This window comes from Streptomyces sp. CT34, assembly GCF_000805335.1.
GTDB lineage: Bacteria > Actinomycetota > Actinomycetes > Streptomycetales > Streptomycetaceae > Streptomyces.
This window is the reverse complement of record NZ_KN708638.1, coordinates 2,643,082-2,658,691: the sequence shown is the minus strand read 5'-3', so window position 1 is coordinate 2,658,691 and position 15,610 is coordinate 2,643,082. Positions and strand designations below refer to the sequence as shown.

15 protein-coding genes are annotated in these 15,610 nt (G+C 71.8%); 4 read left to right on the top strand and 11 right to left on the bottom strand.

Annotated features, from left to right (window positions below; translation table 11 throughout):
* Positions 1-213: 213 nt before the first annotated feature.
* Positions 214-924 carry a TerB family tellurite resistance protein gene (locus RZ84_RS11755; protein ID WP_043264276.1) on the top strand — a complete coding sequence of 237 codons (711 nt, stop codon included), beginning with the start codon at positions 214-216 and terminating at the stop codon, positions 922-924.
* A gap of 83 nt (positions 925-1,007) precedes the next feature.
* On the opposite strand, the gene RZ84_RS11750 is transcribed toward RZ84_RS11755, so the two are convergent.
* From RZ84_RS11750 to RZ84_RS11725, 6 genes are read right to left on the bottom strand one after another with little or no spacing between them, the layout of a single operon-like run.
* Positions 1,008-2,243, bottom strand: a complete 1,236-nt coding sequence (locus RZ84_RS11750) for a cytochrome P450 family protein (protein WP_078894606.1) — start codon at positions 2,241-2,243, stop codon at positions 1,008-1,010.
* Positions 2,159-3,592, bottom strand: coding sequence for a cytochrome P450 (locus tag RZ84_RS11745; RefSeq protein ID WP_043264275.1), 1,434 nt, complete (start codon positions 3,590-3,592; stop codon positions 2,159-2,161). The genes RZ84_RS11750 and RZ84_RS11745 overlap by 85 nt, the downstream gene beginning before the upstream one ends.
* Positions 3,589-4,167 carry a GTP-binding protein gene (locus RZ84_RS11740; protein WP_078893702.1) on the bottom strand — a complete coding sequence of 193 codons (579 nt, stop codon included), beginning with the start codon at positions 4,165-4,167 and terminating at the stop codon, positions 3,589-3,591. Before RZ84_RS11740 ends, RZ84_RS11745 begins: the two co-directional genes overlap by 4 nt.
* Positions 4,168-4,189: 22 nt before the next feature.
* Positions 4,190-4,552 carry a DUF742 domain-containing protein gene (locus RZ84_RS11735; RefSeq protein WP_043264273.1) on the bottom strand — a complete coding sequence of 121 codons (363 nt, stop codon included), beginning with the start codon at positions 4,550-4,552 and terminating at the stop codon, positions 4,190-4,192.
* Complete coding sequence (locus tag RZ84_RS11730) at positions 4,549-4,977, bottom strand: roadblock/LC7 domain-containing protein (RefSeq protein WP_043264272.1); 429 nt, start codon at positions 4,975-4,977, stop codon at positions 4,549-4,551. The genes RZ84_RS11735 and RZ84_RS11730 overlap by 4 nt, the downstream gene beginning before the upstream one ends.
* Positions 4,974-6,470, bottom strand: a complete 1,497-nt coding sequence (locus tag RZ84_RS11725; RefSeq protein ID WP_043264271.1) for an ATP-binding protein — start codon at positions 6,468-6,470, stop codon at positions 4,974-4,976. Before RZ84_RS11725 ends, RZ84_RS11730 begins: the two co-directional genes overlap by 4 nt.
* A 265-nt stretch (positions 6,471-6,735) precedes the next feature.
* On the opposite strand from RZ84_RS11725, the gene recO reads away from it, so the two are divergent.
* Positions 6,736-7,482: a DNA repair protein RecO gene (gene recO, locus RZ84_RS11720; RefSeq protein WP_043264270.1), complete on the top strand. Its 747-nt coding sequence runs from the start codon at positions 6,736-6,738 to the stop codon at positions 7,480-7,482.
* 84 nt (positions 7,483-7,566) lie between these two features.
* A complete protein-coding gene (locus RZ84_RS11715) occupies positions 7,567-8,385 on the top strand; it encodes an isoprenyl transferase (protein WP_043264269.1) in 819 nt (272 codons plus the stop codon).
* 137 nt (positions 8,386-8,522) lie between these two features.
* On the opposite strand, the gene RZ84_RS11710 is transcribed toward RZ84_RS11715, so the two are convergent.
* The 4 genes from RZ84_RS11710 to RZ84_RS11695 form a co-directional block, all read right to left on the bottom strand.
* Entirely contained in the window at positions 8,523-8,954 is a 432-nt protein-coding gene (locus RZ84_RS11710) for a Fur family transcriptional regulator (RefSeq protein ID WP_043264268.1), read from the bottom strand.
* A gap of 173 nt (positions 8,955-9,127) precedes the next feature.
* Positions 9,128-10,021 carry a metal ABC transporter permease gene (locus RZ84_RS11705; RefSeq protein ID WP_043264267.1) on the bottom strand — a complete coding sequence of 298 codons (894 nt, stop codon included), beginning with the start codon at positions 10,019-10,021 and terminating at the stop codon, positions 9,128-9,130.
* Positions 10,022-10,032: 11 nt separating this feature from the next.
* Positions 10,033-10,878 carry a metal ABC transporter ATP-binding protein gene (locus RZ84_RS11700; RefSeq protein ID WP_078893701.1) on the bottom strand — a complete coding sequence of 282 codons (846 nt, stop codon included), beginning with the start codon at positions 10,876-10,878 and terminating at the stop codon, positions 10,033-10,035.
* A gap of 65 nt (positions 10,879-10,943) precedes the next feature.
* The gene (locus tag RZ84_RS11695) at positions 10,944-11,906 is read right to left on the bottom strand and encodes a metal ABC transporter substrate-binding protein (RefSeq protein WP_043264266.1); all 963 of its coding nucleotides are present in this window, start codon (positions 11,904-11,906) and stop codon (positions 10,944-10,946) included.
* A 210-nt stretch (positions 11,907-12,116) separates the two neighbouring features.
* Between RZ84_RS11695 and RZ84_RS11690 the strand changes: the two genes are divergently transcribed.
* The gene (locus RZ84_RS11690; protein ID WP_043264265.1) at positions 12,117-13,499 is read left to right on the top strand and encodes a glycine--tRNA ligase; all 1,383 of its coding nucleotides are present in this window, start codon (positions 12,117-12,119) and stop codon (positions 13,497-13,499) included.
* Positions 13,500-13,972: 473 nt separating this feature from the next.
* On the opposite strand, the gene RZ84_RS11685 is transcribed toward RZ84_RS11690, so the two are convergent.
* Positions 13,973-14,554, bottom strand: a complete 582-nt coding sequence (locus RZ84_RS11685) for a TetR/AcrR family transcriptional regulator (protein WP_043264264.1) — start codon at positions 14,552-14,554, stop codon at positions 13,973-13,975.
* Positions 14,555-15,610 lie beyond the last annotated feature (1,056 nt).

Sequence of the window (15,610 nt, the reverse complement as noted above, 5' to 3'; positions counted from 1 at the left end):
CATGCCCCGCTCCTTCCTCCGGGAAGGGGCGGGGCTCCTGTGTTCCGGGTGCGTTCCGGGACGTATTCCGGCCAGGTGTCCGGGCGTTGTCCGATACGGGGTACTGACGGCGCATCATCAATGTGGCTAACATCACGTACCGAACGGCGACGGGGCCGTGGGCGTACCTCCCCGTGTCGTCGAGGCTTCGGGGGAGTTACGGAGGCGGACGTGATGCGCAACTGGTGTGTGATGGGAGTGCGCACGTCCTGGCGTACCGTCGCCGACGGCGAGTTCTTCTGTCCCGACTGCGGCGGCGACCGCAACTACCTCCGCCGCACCGGCCGCCGCCGCCTGACCCTCCTCGGCGTCCCGGTCCTGCCCCGCGGCGCCGCCGGACCCGTCCTCGAATGCTCCGCCTGCCGGGGCCACTTCGGGCCGGACGCCCTCGACCACCCCACCACCCTCCGCTTCTCGGCGATGCTCCGGGACGCCGTGCACACCCTGACCCTGGCGCTGCTGGCGGCCGGCGGCACCTCCTCCCGCACGGTCCGCGACACCGCCGTCGACACGGTCCGCGCGGCCGGGTTCGACGACTGCTCCGAGGACCAGCTGCTCACCCTGCTCGCCGCGCTCGCCTCCGACAGCGGCCGGCTCACCGGCCCCTACGACGCGGTCACCGGCGGGCACTGCGGAGCGCACGGCCCGGGCCCGTGCGGCACGGCGCTGGCCATAGAGCTCCACGAGGCGCTGGAGCCGCTGGCGCCCCATCTCGCCCCGGCCGGACGGGAGTCGCTGCTCCTCCAGGGCGCCCGCGTCGCCCTCGCCGACGGCTCCTACACCCCCGCCGAACGCGAGGTGCTCGGCACGGTCGGCGCCGCCCTGATGCTCCGCCCGGCCGATGTGGACCGGCTGCTCGCCGCCGCGGCGCGTGCGCCCAGGTAGACCGCGGCAGCCCCGGTAAGACGCGGACGGCCCCGCCACCGGGAAGGTGGCGGGGCCGCCCGCGTCCCGGGAACGGCGGCGGCTCAGCCGGCCGTCAGCCGCACCGGCAGGCTGCGCAGCCCGCCCGCGATGAAACCGCCTGCGGGCGCCAACTCGCCGGGTTCCACGGCCAGTCGGATGTCCGGGAAGCGGTCGAAGAGGGCCGGTAGTGCGGTCCGGGCCTCCAGGCGGGCCAGCGGCGCCCCGATGCAGCGGTGGACGCCGTGGCCGAACGCCAGATGCTCCTGGCTCGTCCGCCGGACGTCGAAGGCCGCCGCGTCGGGGCCGTGCTGCGCCGCGTCGCGGCCCGCCGCCGCGTACATCGGCAGCAGCGCCTCGCCCTTGCGGATCACCGGGCCGTGCGGCAGCTCGATGTCCGCCACCGCGAAGCGCAGCGGGAGGCTGGCGATGCTGGGGGACCAGCGGAGCGTCTCCTCGATGACGTCGTTCCAGGAGACGGTGCCGTCGAGGACCAGCTGGAGCTGCTCGGGGTGGGTCAGCAGCGCGTACACCGCGTTGCCGAGCAGGTCGACGGTGGTCTCGTGGCCGGCGCCGATGACCAGGATCAGGGTGTCCAGCAGCTCCCGCTCCGTCATGCCCTGGCCCTCGTCGTCCCGCGCGGCGACCAGCAGGCTCGTCAGGTCGTCGGCGGGCTCGGCGCGCTTGGCGGCGACCAGGTCGCCGAGCAGCGCGTTGACCGACACCCAGGTCGCACTCGCCTGCTCCGGCGTGGCCGTGGTGTCCATGATCTCCGCGACGATCCGGGCCAGTTCGACCCGCGGCCGCCCCTCGGGGTAGCCGAACAGCTCGCAGATCACCTGCATCGGCAGCGGGTGGTTGAAGGACTCGCGCAGATCGACGGTCTCGCCGGCGGGGCGCGCGGCGAGACCGTCCAGTAAGGCGTGGGTGATCTGCTCCACCCGCGGCACCATGGCGTCGGTGCGGCGGGCGGTGAACGCCGGGGCGATCAGCCTGCGCAGCCGCCGGTGGTCGGCGCCGTACGCGGTGAACATGTTCGTCACGCCGATCCAGGACTGGAGCCAGCTGCCGCGGATCTCCGCGCGCTGCCACTCCGGCCAGTGGGCCCGGGGGTCCTTGGACACCCGGTCGTCGGTCAGCAGCTCCTTCAGCAGACCGTGGCCGGTGATCGCCCAGGCCGGGATGGCGCCGGGCAGCTCGATCGGGGCCGCCGGGCCTAGTTCACGGAGGCGGGCCGCCTCGCCGTGGATGTCGGTTCCGGCGGGGTCGATGACATAGCGCTGTTCTCGCTGTTGTGCCATGGCGTGGCTCCTGCCTGGTCCGGGGTGATGGGGGTGAAGCGGGCCGGGAGGGCGACCAGCGCCCGGTGGAAGGCGCCGTTGCGCCACTCCAGTTCACTGTGGTCGACGGCGAGTTCGATGTCCGAGAGCCAGGCGGTCAGCCGCTCGATCGCGGTGGTGGCGATCAGCAGCGCGTGCCGCTTCACGGGGCAGGCGTGCGGGCCCGCCGCCCACGACAGGTGCGAGCCGCTGCCCGAGCCGGGCGCCAGCACCTCGGTGGTGTCGAACTGGCTGTTGGCCGCCGCGTACGAGACCATCACCAGCTGCCCGGCGCGCACCCAGGTGCCGTGGAAGAAGACGTCACGGACCGGGAAGTGGGCGGAGTAGTTGGTCAGCGGCGGGTCGTTCCACAGCACCTCGTTGATCGCGTCGTGCACGGTCAGCGCGCCGCCGGACAGGGTGTTGTAGTAGCGGTCGTCGGACAGCATCCGCGACAGGGCGTTGCCGATGAGGTTGGCGAGCGGCTCGTTGCCCGCGCCCATCACCAGGATGATCTGGTGGATCAGCTCCTCGTCGGTCAGCCCGTTGGGGTGGTCCATGAACCACGACGTCAGGTCCGGGCCCCGCTCGCCCTTCTTCGCGCCGACCAGCTCCATGATGTACTGCGTGAACGCCTCGTTGGCGGCGGCGGCCTCCTCGGGCGAATTGCCCTCCAGCATCCCGCCGAGCGCCGCGATCAGCCGGTCGCTGTACGAATCGGGCATCCCGAAGAGGGTGTTGAACATCAGCAGCGGGATCAGCCGCGCGTAGTCCGCGATCAGATCGGCCTCACCGCGCGCCCCGAACCGCTGGATGAGGGTGTCCGCGGCGTGGTGGACCCGCTCGCGCAGCTCGTGCGGCTCGACGAGCTTGAAGCTGTCGACGATGACGTCCCGGTAGCGGACGTGTGCCGGGCCGTCGGCGTAGAAGACGTTCGGCCGCCAGCTCAGCATCGGCATGACCGGCGAGTCCTGCGGCACGGTCTGCATCCAGGCCCGGGAGTCCTTGGACCAGGTCGCGTCGTCGTTCAGCAGGTCCAGCGCGGCCCGGTAGTCGGTCACCAGCATCGCGGTGACTTCGGGCGCGATCTCCACCGGCGCCAGCGCCCCGTACCGGCGCAGATACGCGTAGACCCGGCGCGGATCGGCGGCGAAGTCCGGTCCGTACAGCTTCACCGGTGCGTGCGCGTCCGGCTGGGCCGGGGCCTGGTACTGCGGTCGCGCCCCGTGCGCCGGGCAGCCCGGCGGCGGCGCCTGCTCCTGCGGCGGGGGGACGGCCTGCGCGGGGCAGGACGGCGGCGGTGCGGCGCCCGGCTGATGCGGGGAAGTCACGGGTTCGGGTTCTCCTCGGGGAGGTTGTCCAGGACGTGGTGGACCAGCGCGATCAGCGCGTCGACGGACTGGTCCCGGTCGCGGGCGTCGCACAGCACCAGCGGCGTCTCGGGGTGCAGATCGAGCGCCTCGCGGAGCTTGTCGACGTCGTACTGGGGGGCGTCGGGGAAGGTGTTGACCGCGACCGCGTACCGCAGCCCGGCCTCCTCGACGATGTCCATCACCTCGAACGAGTCCGCCAGCCGGCGGGTGTCCGCGAGGACCAGGGCGCCCAGCGCGCCGCGTGCGATGTCCTGCCACAGCGGGCGGAAGCGTTTCTGCCCGGGGGTGCCGAACAGGTACAGCACCAGGTCCCCGGGCAGCGTCAGCCGCCCGAAGTCGATGGCGACGGTGGTGGTGGTCTTGTCCCGGACGCCGGCGAGGTCGTCGACCATCGCGCCGGTCTTCGTCATGACCTCTTCGGTGTGCAGCGGCGGGGTTTCGGAGAGCGCACGGATGAGCGTGGTCTTGCCGACTCCGAACGGGCCCGCGACCAGCAGCTTGACCAGTGTCTGGTTCTCGCCGTCGAGGTACATGCCGCCGGTTCCGGGCCCGGTGCTAGGACTTGAGAGAGCGGAGTCCATCGAGAACCCTCTCCAGGATCTGCCGGTCGAATTGCTCGGCTTCGGGTATGGGGACTCGGGCGTGCAGGCGCCCGGCATCGACGAGGTCGGCCACCAGCACCTTCACCACGCTGACGGGCAGGTGAAGGTGGGCGGCCACCTCGGCCAGAGTCAGCGCCCCGGGCCGGAGCAGCTCCAGGATCCGGTGCTCTTCGGGGCGCACCTCGCTGGTGATCGGCATGTCCACGCCGATCAGCACGGTCAGCCGGTCCAGCGTGTTGCGGCTCGGTCGGGCGCGTCCGCCGGTCGCCAGATAGGCCGGTACGAGGCGCCGCCCGCTGCTCTGGCGGGGCGTCATGCCGGTGTACCGGTGTCCCGGGCGGGGCTGTTCATGACCTTGTTGCCCAGGGTCGTCACCTGGATCTGCATGTGGTGCGCGACGACGCCCATGTTCACCTCCGGACCGGCGAAAACGGCGAGGCAGGTGTTCTCCCCCGCCGGAATCGCGAAGACGAAACCTTCCTCCGACTCGATGACGGTCTGCCGCAGCCGGGTGTCGGCCTTCTCGGCGAACGCCGCGGTCACCGCGCGCCCCGCGCCCTGGAGGGCGGACATCATCGCCGCCACGCCCTCCGCGGCCTCCCGCGTCAGCCCCGGCGAGGCACCCTCGATGAAGCCGTCGCCGGAGATGACGGCGGCGTGGACGACATGCGGCAGCTCCAACAGGGGAGCCAGCACCCAGGACTTGTCCTCGGTGACACGGCGGCGGGTGGGGCTGTTCATGACTGGGCGTTCCCTTCGGGACTGCGCGGGGGTTCTGACTGGGCTGCGGCCCGGCCGGACTCGGTGCCCTGCTGGAGCGCTGCCCAGCGGGACGCCGTCTCCTCCGGGGAGCGCATGTTGATCGTGCTTTCGTCGCGCGGGTCGTCCTGCTGCTCGGACACCGGCCTGCGGCGCCGCCGGCGCGGCAACTCCCCGTCCGCCTGCGGGAGTTCGGACGACGTGGCGGACGTGACCGGCGCCGCCGGCGCGGGCTGCGCCGCGGGGGCAGCGGCGGCAGCGGGGGCAGCGGCGGGTGCCCCGGCGACACCGGCGGCGGTGGCCGGCGCCGCGGCCCCGGTCGGCATCACGGACGCCGCCGCGGACCGGCTCCGCGCCCCGGCGCCGGCGGCCGGACGGTGCGGCATCGGCGCCATCACCGACATCGGCTGCGCCGTCTCGTCGAGCACGGTCAGCAGCGGATCGCCCGGGATGTACACCACGGCCCGCACCCCTCCGTACGGCGACGGCTCCACATGCACCCCGAACCCGTACTGCCGCACCAGCTGCCCGGCGGCGGCGAATCCGGACCGCGGCGGATCGCCCAGCTGCGTCAGCAGCAGGCCCTCGCCGCCCGCCAGCAGCTCCATCGCGTGCTTGAGCTCGTCGTCGTGCATCCCGACGCCGTAGTCGTCGATGATGACCGACGCGCCGCGGTTGCCCTGCTGGAGCGTGACGGTGACCGGAAGCTCCCGGTGCGAGTGGTGCAGCGCGTTCGCCAGCAGCTCGGTGACGGTGATCGCGACGGGCTCGACGGCCCGCGCCACCACGGCGATCGGATCCCGCAGCTGATTGCTGACCTGCACCCGCTCGTAACCGCGCAGCCGCGAGGTGGCACCCACCACCAGCTCCGCCAGATACGAGTCCTCCCGCGTCAGCCCCGGCCAGGCACCGCAGACCACACCCGTGGCCTGCACCCGGCGCAGCGCCTGCTCGTTGAGGAAGTCCGCGTCGAGCAGGTCCTGCGCGATCTGCGGGTCGTCGTACTTGTGCTGCATGGTCTGCAACGCCGTCTGGAGCTGGTACAGCAGCGCCTGCATCGTGGTGGTGGCACCGCGCAGCGTCGACTGCGCCGCGGCGTCGACCCGCTGCCGCTCCTTGGTGATCGCCTCGCCGACCTGCTCCAGTACCCCGCTCAGCGCCTCATCGGTCTCCGACCCGGCGAACCGGCCGTCCAGCAGACCCCGTACCGGCACATGCGGATGCGCCAGCGCCATCGTCAGGTCGGGCAGCCGCGCCCCGGCCAGATGCCGGATCTCGGCCTCCGTGGCCCGCAACCGGGCGGACAGCTCCGTGTTGCCGTGGAGCGTGGCGCTGCTGTGTTCCTCGGCGGTGACCAGCCGCGCTCTCAGACCGGCCCGCTCCTTGTGCGAGCGGACCAAGAGCGCCGCCAGCACCACGGCGGCGGCCGTACCTGCGCCAAGGCACCACAACAGCGCCTCCGGTATGGATGTCATCGAGATCCTCGTTCGGGGACTTGACGGGGATGTCCGGCCGCGACGGCTGCCGTGCGCCGATCATCACCGGATGCTACCTGCCACCTGACGGCCTGTGAGGACCCTTGCGGGGCCGCGACTGAGAAGTACGGAAGGTCACGTTCACCCGCGATGACGGGTCGGTAACGTGATGCAGCCTCACACCGCGGCACCGCCCGCGCGCCCGGAACCCGGGGCCGCACGGACCCCGCCCCGCCGCCCCGCCGCCATGCGGGAGAATGGCGTCATGAGTCTGTTCCGCGACGACGGCATCGTGCTGCGCACCCAGAAGCTGGGCGAGGCGGACCGGATCATCACCCTGCTCACCCGCGGCCACGGCCGGGTACGGGCCGTGGCGCGCGGCGTGCGGCGCACGAAGTCGAAGTTCGGCGCCCGGCTGGAGCCCTTCTCGCACGTCGACGTGCAGTTCTACGCGCGCGGCGGCGAGCTGGTCGGGCGCGGGCTGCCGCTGTGCACGCAGAGCGAGACGATCGCCGCGTACGGCGGCGGCATCGTCACGGACTACGCGCGCTACACGGCCGGCACGGCGATGCTGGAGACCGCCGAGCGGTTCACCGACCACGAGGGCGAGCCGGCGGTGCAGCAGTACCTGCTGCTGGTCGGCGGGCTGCGCACGCTCGCCCGCGGCGAACACGCGCCGCACCTGGTGCTGGACGCGTTCCTGCTGCGCTCGCTGGCGGTCAACGGCTACGCGCCGAGCTTCGGCGCCTGCGCGCGGTGCGGCCTGCCCGGCCCCAACCGGTTCTTCTCGGTGGCCGCGGGCGGCGTCGTCTGCGGGGACTGCCGGGTGCCCGGAAGCGTCGTACCCTCCTCAGAGGCCATCGGGCTTCTCGGCGCGCTGCTGACCGGCGACTGGGAGACCGCGGACGCCTGCGAGGCGCGGCATGTCCGGGAGGGCTGTGGCCTCGTCGCGGCGTATCTGCACTGGCACCTGGAGCGGGGCCTGCGCTCCCTGCGCTATGTGGAGAAATAGCGGGGGAGGCGCCGCGGGCCGCCGCTCCGCCCGATCCGACCACAACCGTCAATCGAATCAATACGCAGAGGAGACGTGGGGCGCATGGCAGTACGCGGGATTCTGGGCCGCAATCGGCGCGAGTATGAGACGCCCGAGCCGCATCCGTCCGGCGCGCGCCCGCCGAAGATCCCCGGCGAGCTCGTCCCGAACCACGTCGCGATCGTGATGGACGGCAACGGCCGGTGGGCCAAGGAGCGCGGGCTGCCGCGCACGGAGGGCCACAAGGTCGGCGAGGGCGTCGTCCTCGACGTGCTCAAGGGCTGCATCGAAATGGGCGTGAAGAATCTCTCGCTCTACGCCTTCTCGACGGAGAACTGGAAGCGGTCGCCGGACGAGGTCCGCTTCCTGATGAATTTCAACCGGGACGTGATCCGGCGGCGCCGTGACGAGATGGACGCGCTGGGTATCCGCATCCGGTGGGTCGGGCGGATGCCGAAGCTCTGGAAGTCCGTGGTCCAGGAACTCCAGGTCGCCCAGGAGCAGACCAAGAAGAATGACGCAATGACGCTGTATTTCTGCGTGAATTACGGCGGTCGGGCGGAGATCGCGGACGCCGCGGCGGCCATCGCGGCGGATGTCCGGGCCGGGAAGCTGGACCCCGGCAAGGTCACCGAGAAGACCGTGGCGAAGTACATGTACTACCCGGACATGCCGGATGTGGACCTCTTCGTCCGGCCGTCCGGCGAGCAGCGGACGTCGAACTACCTGATCTGGCAGAGCGCCTATGCCGAGATGGTGTTCCAGGACATTCTCTGGCCGGATTTCGACCGCCGGAACCTCTGGGACGCCTGCCTGGAATACGCGAAGCGGGACCGCCGCTTCGGGGCGGCACCGATGGCCGAGGGCGAGTCCGCCACGTAACCGGGCCCGTCCCGCCCCGCGCCGCCCGGCTGCAACAGCACGGCACCCGGCCGCAAGAGCACGGAACGGCCGCCCCCGCCCGCAGGCGGAGGCGGCCGTTCCCGCGTTGTCCGCCGGCGCGCGGCCGGCCGCGGCCACTACTGCTGCTGCACCGCCGCGCGGTCCGCGCACTCGCCGCACGTACCGAAGATCTCGATGGTGTGGGCGACATCGCGGAAACCGTGCTCGGCGGCGATCTGGTCGGCCCACTTCTCGACCGCGGGGCCCTCGACCTCGACGGCCTTGCCGCAGGCCCGGCAGACCAGGTGGTGGTGATGGTCGTCGGTGCTGCACCGGCGGTAGACGGCCTCGCCCTCGCTGGTCCGCAGCACATCGACCTCACCGGCGTCGGCCAGGGACTGCAGCGTCCGGTAGACGGTGGTCAGCCCCACCGAGTCGCCCCGGTGCTTGAGCATGTCGTGCAGTTCCTGCGCACTGCGGAACTCGTCGACCTCGTCGAGTGCGGCCGAAACCGCGGTCCGCTGCCGCGTCGACCGGCCGCGTACCGGAGATCCCGCGCTCGTCGCCACCGTTGCCTCCCTAGGACGTCAGGACTTGCCCTGTGCATGCGCCCGGCCATTGTGCCAGGTGATGGCCGGAACCCTGGTGGGACACTTACCTCCATGTCTGTCCCGGACCGGCCGGCCCTACCCCTGGCGGACGCCTCGTACGCCCGGGTTCGGCCACCCGCCGCACGTCCGTCTCACACGCGCACGTCGTCCGCCGGGACCCGGCCGGCGGGTACCTCCAGAGTGCACCTCTTCGCGGCCTCCGCGGCTGCCCTGGCGCGTTTTCTCGCGAGCGGGGCGGCCAGCGCCGTGAACGCCACGAAGAGCCCGATGGCGAACAGCACGATGGTCGCGCCGGACGGCACGTCGACGTAGTACGAGGTCGTGGTGCCGGCGACGGTGACCACCACGCCGATCGCCACCGCCGCGGCGAAGGTCACCGCGAAACTGCGGCTCAGCTGCTGCGCCGCCGCCACCGGGATCACCATCAGCGCGCTGACCAGCAGCAGGCCGACCACCCGCATCGCGACCGTGACGGTGACCGCGGCGGTCACCGCGACCAGCAGGTTCAGCAGCCGCACCGGCAGCCCCGTCACCCGGGCGAACTCCTCGTCCAGGCATACCGCGAACAGCTGGCGGCGCAGCCCGACGGTGATCGCCAGCACCAGCGCGGCCAGCACGCAGATCGTCGTCATGTCCTGCGGCGAGACGGTGGTGATCGAACCGAAGAGATACGTCCCGAGATTGGCGTTGGAGCCCGCATCCGAGAGGTTCATCAGCAGCACACCGCCCGCCATGCCGCCGTAGAACAGCATGGCCAGCGCGAGATCGCCGCGGGTCCTGCCGTACCAGCGGATCAGCTCCATGATCACCGAGCCGAGGACGGCGACCGCGGTGGCCATCCAGACCGGGCTGGAGTTCAGCAGGAAGCCGAGGCCGACGCCGGTGAGGGCGACATGGCCGATACCGTCGCCCATCAGGGCCTGGCGGCGCTGGACGAGGTAGATGCCGATGGCGGGCGCGGTGACACCGACGATCAGGGCGGCGATCAGCGCCCGCTGCATGAAGGCGTAGTCGAGGATTTCCATGAGGGCGGCCCCTAGCTCAGCAGGCCGGTGCGGAGCGGTTCCGCGGACGCGTCGGCGTGCGATCCAATGCAGTGGTGCGAAGCACCGCCACTTGGGGCGGTGGCGGGCGACGGGTGGGCATGGTCGTGACCGGGCAGGGCGTGCTGGCCGACGGCCTTCGGCGGCGGGCCGTCGTGGACGACGCAGCCGTCGCGCAGCACCACCGCGCGGTCGATCAGCGGCTCCAGCGGCCCCAGTTCGTGCAGGACGAGCAGCACCGTGGTGCCCCGGGCGACCTGCTCGCGCAGCGCGGCGGCCAGCACCTCCTGGCTGGCCAGGTCGACCCCGGCCATCGGCTCGTCCATGATCAGCAGATCCGGCTCACCGGCCAGCGCGCGGGCGATCAGCACCCGTTGGTGCTGTCCTCCCGACAGCGCGTTGACGGAGTCCCCGGCCCGGTCCGCCATCCCGACCAGTTCCAGCGCGTGACGCACCGCGGCCCGGTCGGCCCGGCGCAGCATGCCCAGCTTCGTACGGGCCAGCCGGCCGGCCGTGACCACCTCGCGGACGGTGGCCGGGACCCCGCCCGCCGCGGTCGTGCGCTGCGGCACATACCCGATCCGGGCCCAGTCCCCGAAGCGCCGGAACGGCGTCCCGAACAGCGCCAGTTCACCGCCGGTCAGCGGAACCTGGCCGATCACCGACCGTACGGCGGTGGACTTGCCGGAGCCGTTGGCGCCGAGCAGCGCCACGACCTCGCCCGCGCGGACGGTGAGATCGACGCCGCGCAGCACCGGCCGGGCGCCCAGCGACGCGGTGGCGCCGCGCAGGGCTATGACGGGCTCGCCGTCCGTGCCGGGCTGGTCCCTGTCCTTCATGTGCCGACCTCCGTCGTGCGATACGTCCGAAGCACCCGGCGGCATGCCGGGCCGCCGGTGCGCGGTCACTTGCTGCCGAGCGCCTTCTCCAGCGCGGCGAGGTTGGCGCGCTGGACGGCGAAGTAGTCCTTGCCGCGGGACTTGGCGGTGATCCCCTCGAGCGGGTCGAGGACATCGGTCTTCAGACGCAGGTCCCCGGCCAGGGCCTTGGCGGTGGCCGGGTTGGCGATGGTCTCGAAGAAGACCGTGGAGACATGGTGCTGCGCGGCGAGGGTGTGCAGGTCCTTGATGCGGTTGGCGCTGGGCTCGGACTCCGGGTCCAGGCCGCTGATCGCCTCCTCGGTCAGGCCGTACCGCTCGGCGAGGTAGCCGAACGCCGCGTGGGTGGTGATGAACGTGTCCGAGGCCCGGTTCTTCAGCTCGTCCCGGAACTCCTTGTCCAGCCCGTCCAGCTTCTTGACCAGGGCGTCGGTGTTCTTCTGGAAGTCGGCCCGGTTCTTCGGGTCGGCCTGGGCGAGCGTCCGGTTGACGCCCTTGGCGACCTCGGCGAACTTCACCGGGTCCAGCCAGACGTGCGGGTCCCGGCCGGGCTCGGACTCGGAGTGCGAGTGGTTGTCGCCGGTGGAGTGGTGGTGGCCGTCGACCTCGGTGCCGTGCGTTTCGAGCGAGGTGAGGGAGGCCGCGTCGGCGACGTGCTTGACGCCGGACTGCTTGATCGCGTCGTCCACGGCGGGCTGCAGGCCCTTGAGGTGGACGATCGCGCCGGACTCACCGAGCTGCGCGGTCTGCTTCGGGGTGAGCTCCAGGTCGTGCGGCTCGACGCCCGGCTTGGTGAGGTTGGACACCTCCACGTGGGAGCCGCCGATCTGCTCGGCGAGGAACTGCATCGGATAGAAGGACGCCGTCACCCTCAGCTTGCCGCCGCCGGAGCGGCCGGCGTCGGTGCCGGAGCAGGCGGTCAGGCCCAGCAGGGCGAGAACCGCGGCTCCGGCCATCGCTGTGGTGGAGATATTCGGGCGTACGTTCATGACACTCATTTTCAATGAATATGGAAATGATTGTCAACAAAGTGCGGGACAGGTCACAGTGGCCCGCGGAGCGGCCGGAACCGATTTGATCCGGGGGGTACGGCCGCCGGTACCCTGAACTATTCGCCCGCCCGTCTCCCGAGCACCCCCCTCGTCGAGGCGCTACGCGCCGTCCTGTCCATTGTTCGTCGTCGTAATGAAGAGAGCACCGTGGCCGCCGACAAGATCGATACCATCGTCAGCCTGAGCAAGCGCCGTGGCTTCGTCTACCCCTGCAGTGAGATCTACGGCGGCTCCCGCGCTGCCTGGGACTACGGCCCCCTCGGCGTCGAGCTCAAGGAGAACATCAAGCGCCAGTGGTGGCGCGCCATGGTCACCTCGCGCGAGGACGTCGTCGGTATCGACTCGTCGGTGATCCTGGCCCCCGAGGTCTGGCAGGCGTCCGGCCACGTCGCCACCTTCACCGACCCGCTCACCGAGTGCACCTCCTGCCACAAGCGCTTCCGCGCCGACCACCTGGAAGAGGCGTACGAGGAGAAGCACGGCCGGCTGCCCGAGAACGGCCTCGCCGACATCAACTGCCCGCACTGCGGCAACAAGGGCGGCTTCACCGAGCCCAAGCAGTTCTCCGGCCTGCTCTCCACCCACCTCGGCCCGTCCCAGGACACCGCCTCGATCGCCTACCTGCGCCCCGAGACCGCGCAGGGCATCTTCACCAACTTCGCCCAGGTGCAGCAGACCTCGCGCAAGAAGCCGCCGTTCGGCATCGCGCAGATGGGCAAGTCCTTCCGGAACGAGATCACTCCGGGCAACTTCATCTTCCGCACCCGCGAGTTCGAGCAGATGGAGATGGAGTTCTTCGTCAAGCCCGGCGAGGACGAGCAGTGGCACGAGTACTGGATGGAGCAGCGCTGGAACTGGTACCGCGACCTCGGTATCCGCGAGGAGAACATCCGCTGGTACGAGCACCCCGCCGAGAAGCTCTCGCACTACTCCAAGCGCACCGCTGACATCGAGTACCGCTTCCAGTTCGGCGGCTCGGAGTGGGGCGAGCTGGAGGGCGTCGCCAACCGCACCGACTACGACCTCTCCTCGCACGCCAAGGCGTCCGGCCAGGACCTCTCCTACTTCGACCAGGAGGCCGGCGAGCGCTGGACCCCGTACGTCATCGAGCCCGCGGCCGGTGTCGGCCGGGCGATGCTCGCCTTCCTCCTCGACGCCTACGTCGAGGACGAGGCCCCCAACGCCAAGGGCAAGATGGAGAAGCGCACGGTCATGCGCCTCGACCCGCGCCTGGCCCCGGTCAAGGCCGCGGTCCTGCCGCTCTCCCGCAACCCGCAGCTCTCCCCGAAGGCCAAGGGCCTGGCCGCGGACCTGCGCAAGAACTGGAACATCGAGTTCGACGACGCGGGCGCCATCGGCCGCCGCTACCGCCGCCAGGACGAGATCGGCACCCCGTTCTGCGTCACCGTCGACTTCGACACCCTGGACGACAACGCCGTCACGGTGCGCGAGCGCGACACGATGAAGCAGGAGCGCGTCGGCCTCGACCAGATCCAGTCCTACCTGGGCGGCCGCCTCCTCGGCTGCTGACCTGACCGGTGCTGATCTGACCGGTGCTGATCTGACCGAGCGGTCCACACGGCAACGGCGAAGCGCCGGCCGCCCCCGGAAGTTGCGGGGGCGGCCGGCGCTTCGCTGCGCGTGGCCTGTGGCCCGTGTGGCCGGTGTGACCTCTGGCTGTACGGGCAGGTCGTGAGCCGTCCTGACCCGTGCTGACCCGGCCGGGGCCTGTCCGGGGCCGTCCTCCGGGGCCTGTCCGGCGGGTTGGGGACGGGCGGGGGCCAACCCGCAAGCGGGGGCTGGCCGTTGGGTTGGCTCTCGCCCGTGGGCGGGGCCTCGGGGCGGCCCCGGGAGCAGGGGCGGAAGAGGGCCGGCGTCCGCAAGGCGCCAGGTGCCGCAAGGTGCCAGGTGCCGACGGGCGCCGGGGCCAGGGGCACAGGCGTCGGGGGCCGACAGGCGTCGGGGCCAGGGGCACAGGCGTCGGGGCCAGGGTCGGGAAGGCCCTAGCCCTGCAGCCCCCGCATCACCAGGTCGCGGACCGCCTCGAAGTCGGCCGTGATTTCCGGACGGGACCACTCCGCGGCGTAACACGGGTCGTGGAAACGGCCGGTGGCGGCGAAGACGGCGTGCGCGGTGGTGGCGGGGGAGGGGGCGCGGAAGGCGCCCTCGGCGACGCCGGCCTCGATGATCGTGGCGAGCTGGGATTCGAGGTCGGTGACATGACGGTCGACGACACCGCCGCTCTCACCGATCAACGTCATATACGTGGCGAAGAGTTCGGGGTCGTCGCCGGCCTTGTGCCGCTTCGCCTCGAAGAGGGTCGCGAGCCAGCGGCGCAGCCGGTCGTCGGCCGGGCCCTCGTCCGTGACGATGGCCGCCAGCTGCTCGCTCGTACGGTCCAGCCAGCGCGCCGTGACGGCCTCCCGCAGCGCCGTCTTCGTACGGAAGTGGCGGTAGACGCTGCCGTGGCTGACGCCCAGGGCACGCGCGACGTCCACCACGGTGGCCTTGGCCGGCCCGTAACGGCGCAGCACCTCCTCGGTGGCTTCGAGGATGCGCTCGGGGGTCAACGTCTCGGGGGGCATGAAACGGGCCGGCCTTTCGGGGAGGTGCGGGACGGGGCGAGAGGGGGCGGAAGGGACGGTGGCGGTGGCGACCGACGGTGGACAACCGTGGGCGCCCGGTGGTGGACAACCGTGGACGGGTACCCGGTGCTGGGCAACCGGCGGGTGTCCAATGGTGTCCCATGGCGGGCAACCGGCGGGTGTCCGGTGCTGGGCGACCAGCGGGTGTCCGATGGCCTCCCATGGTGGGCAACCGGCGGGTGTCCGGCGGGGTGTCCGGTGGTGGGCAGCTGGCTGGTGCCCGACCTGGGGTCTCGTCTTGGTTCTCTAGGGACGGTACCCGCGATGCGTTCTCCCCGGGGGGGCCTCCCCCTCCCCCCACCCCTCCCCCTCGCGTGTGCCTCGACACACGGGCCCGCCTGCACCCGGGCGTGAGCCCGTGCGCGCCTCGGCACGAGCTCGCGTGCGCCTGGCATGGGTCCGCCTACGCCGTGGCACGAGCCGGCGTGCCCCGGCGTAATCTCAGCCGAAAACCCCAGCCGAGACCAGCCAAGAACACCAGCCGAGAACACCAGCCACGGTGCCTCGGGCTCGCACTCGTGCCCCGGAGCGCGCCGGGCTCGCTTCCCGATCACGGACCCCCAAGCCCAGACCCCGGCCACGGATCTGCGGGCTCCAACCCCGGCTACGCAGCCGCAGCCTCGAACCCCGGTCACGGACCCCGAGGCCCAGACCCCAGCTACGGAGCCGCTGGCTCGAACCCCAGGCATGGAGCCCCAAGGCACGAACTCCATCCGCGAGCCCACGCTCGAACTCCGGCCACGAGCCCCGGGTTCGCACCTGGCCACGAGCCCCGGGTTCGTTCGCACCCGGCCGCCACGGGCCCCGCGCTCGAACCCTGACCACGGAGCCCCAGGGAACGAACCCCGGCCGCGAAGCCCCGGAGTACGAACCCCGGCCGCCCGGCAGCCGCGCCGACCTGGGCGCGTAGCGGCCAGGCCGCCCCAGGGAACGAACTCCTGCCTGGGAGTCGCCCCCCCAGCCACAGCCCAGTCCAGGGCTCCGGGCGAGCTGTCG

Bases quoted from the DNA above. Each gene is read 5' to 3' on its own strand.
- RZ84_RS11700 (WP_078893701.1), bottom strand. From the start codon at position 10,878: ATGAAGGACAGGGACCAGCCCGGCACGGACGGCGAGCCCGTCATAGCC.
- RZ84_RS11735 (WP_043264273.1), bottom strand. From the start codon at position 4,552: ATGACGCCCCGCCAGAGCAGCGGGCGGCGCCTCGTACCGGCCTATCTG.
- RZ84_RS11705 (WP_043264267.1), bottom strand. From the start codon at position 10,021: ATGGAAATCCTCGACTACGCCTTCATGCAGCGGGCGCTGATCGCCGCC.
- RZ84_RS11730 (WP_043264272.1), bottom strand. From the start codon at position 4,977: ATGAACAGCCCCACCCGCCGCCGTGTCACCGAGGACAAGTCCTGGGTG.
- RZ84_RS11750 (WP_078894606.1), bottom strand. From the start codon at position 2,243: ATGGCACAACAGCGAGAACAGCGCTATGTCATCGACCCCGCCGGAACC.
- RZ84_RS11740 (WP_078893702.1), bottom strand. From the start codon at position 4,167: ATGTACCTCGACGGCGAGAACCAGACACTGGTCAAGCTGCTGGTCGCG.
- RZ84_RS11725 (WP_043264271.1), bottom strand. From the start codon at position 6,470: ATGACATCCATACCGGAGGCGCTGTTGTGGTGCCTTGGCGCAGGTACG.
- RZ84_RS11715 (WP_043264269.1), top strand. From the start codon at position 7,567: ATGGCAGTACGCGGGATTCTGGGCCGCAATCGGCGCGAGTATGAGACG.
- RZ84_RS11685 (WP_043264264.1), bottom strand. From the start codon at position 14,554: ATGCCCCCCGAGACGTTGACCCCCGAGCGCATCCTCGAAGCCACCGAG.
- RZ84_RS11755 (WP_043264276.1), top strand. From the start codon at position 214: ATGCGCAACTGGTGTGTGATGGGAGTGCGCACGTCCTGGCGTACCGTC.
- RZ84_RS11695 (WP_043264266.1), bottom strand. From the start codon at position 11,906: ATGAACGTACGCCCGAATATCTCCACCACAGCGATGGCCGGAGCCGCG.
- recO (WP_043264270.1), top strand. From the start codon at position 6,736: ATGAGTCTGTTCCGCGACGACGGCATCGTGCTGCGCACCCAGAAGCTG.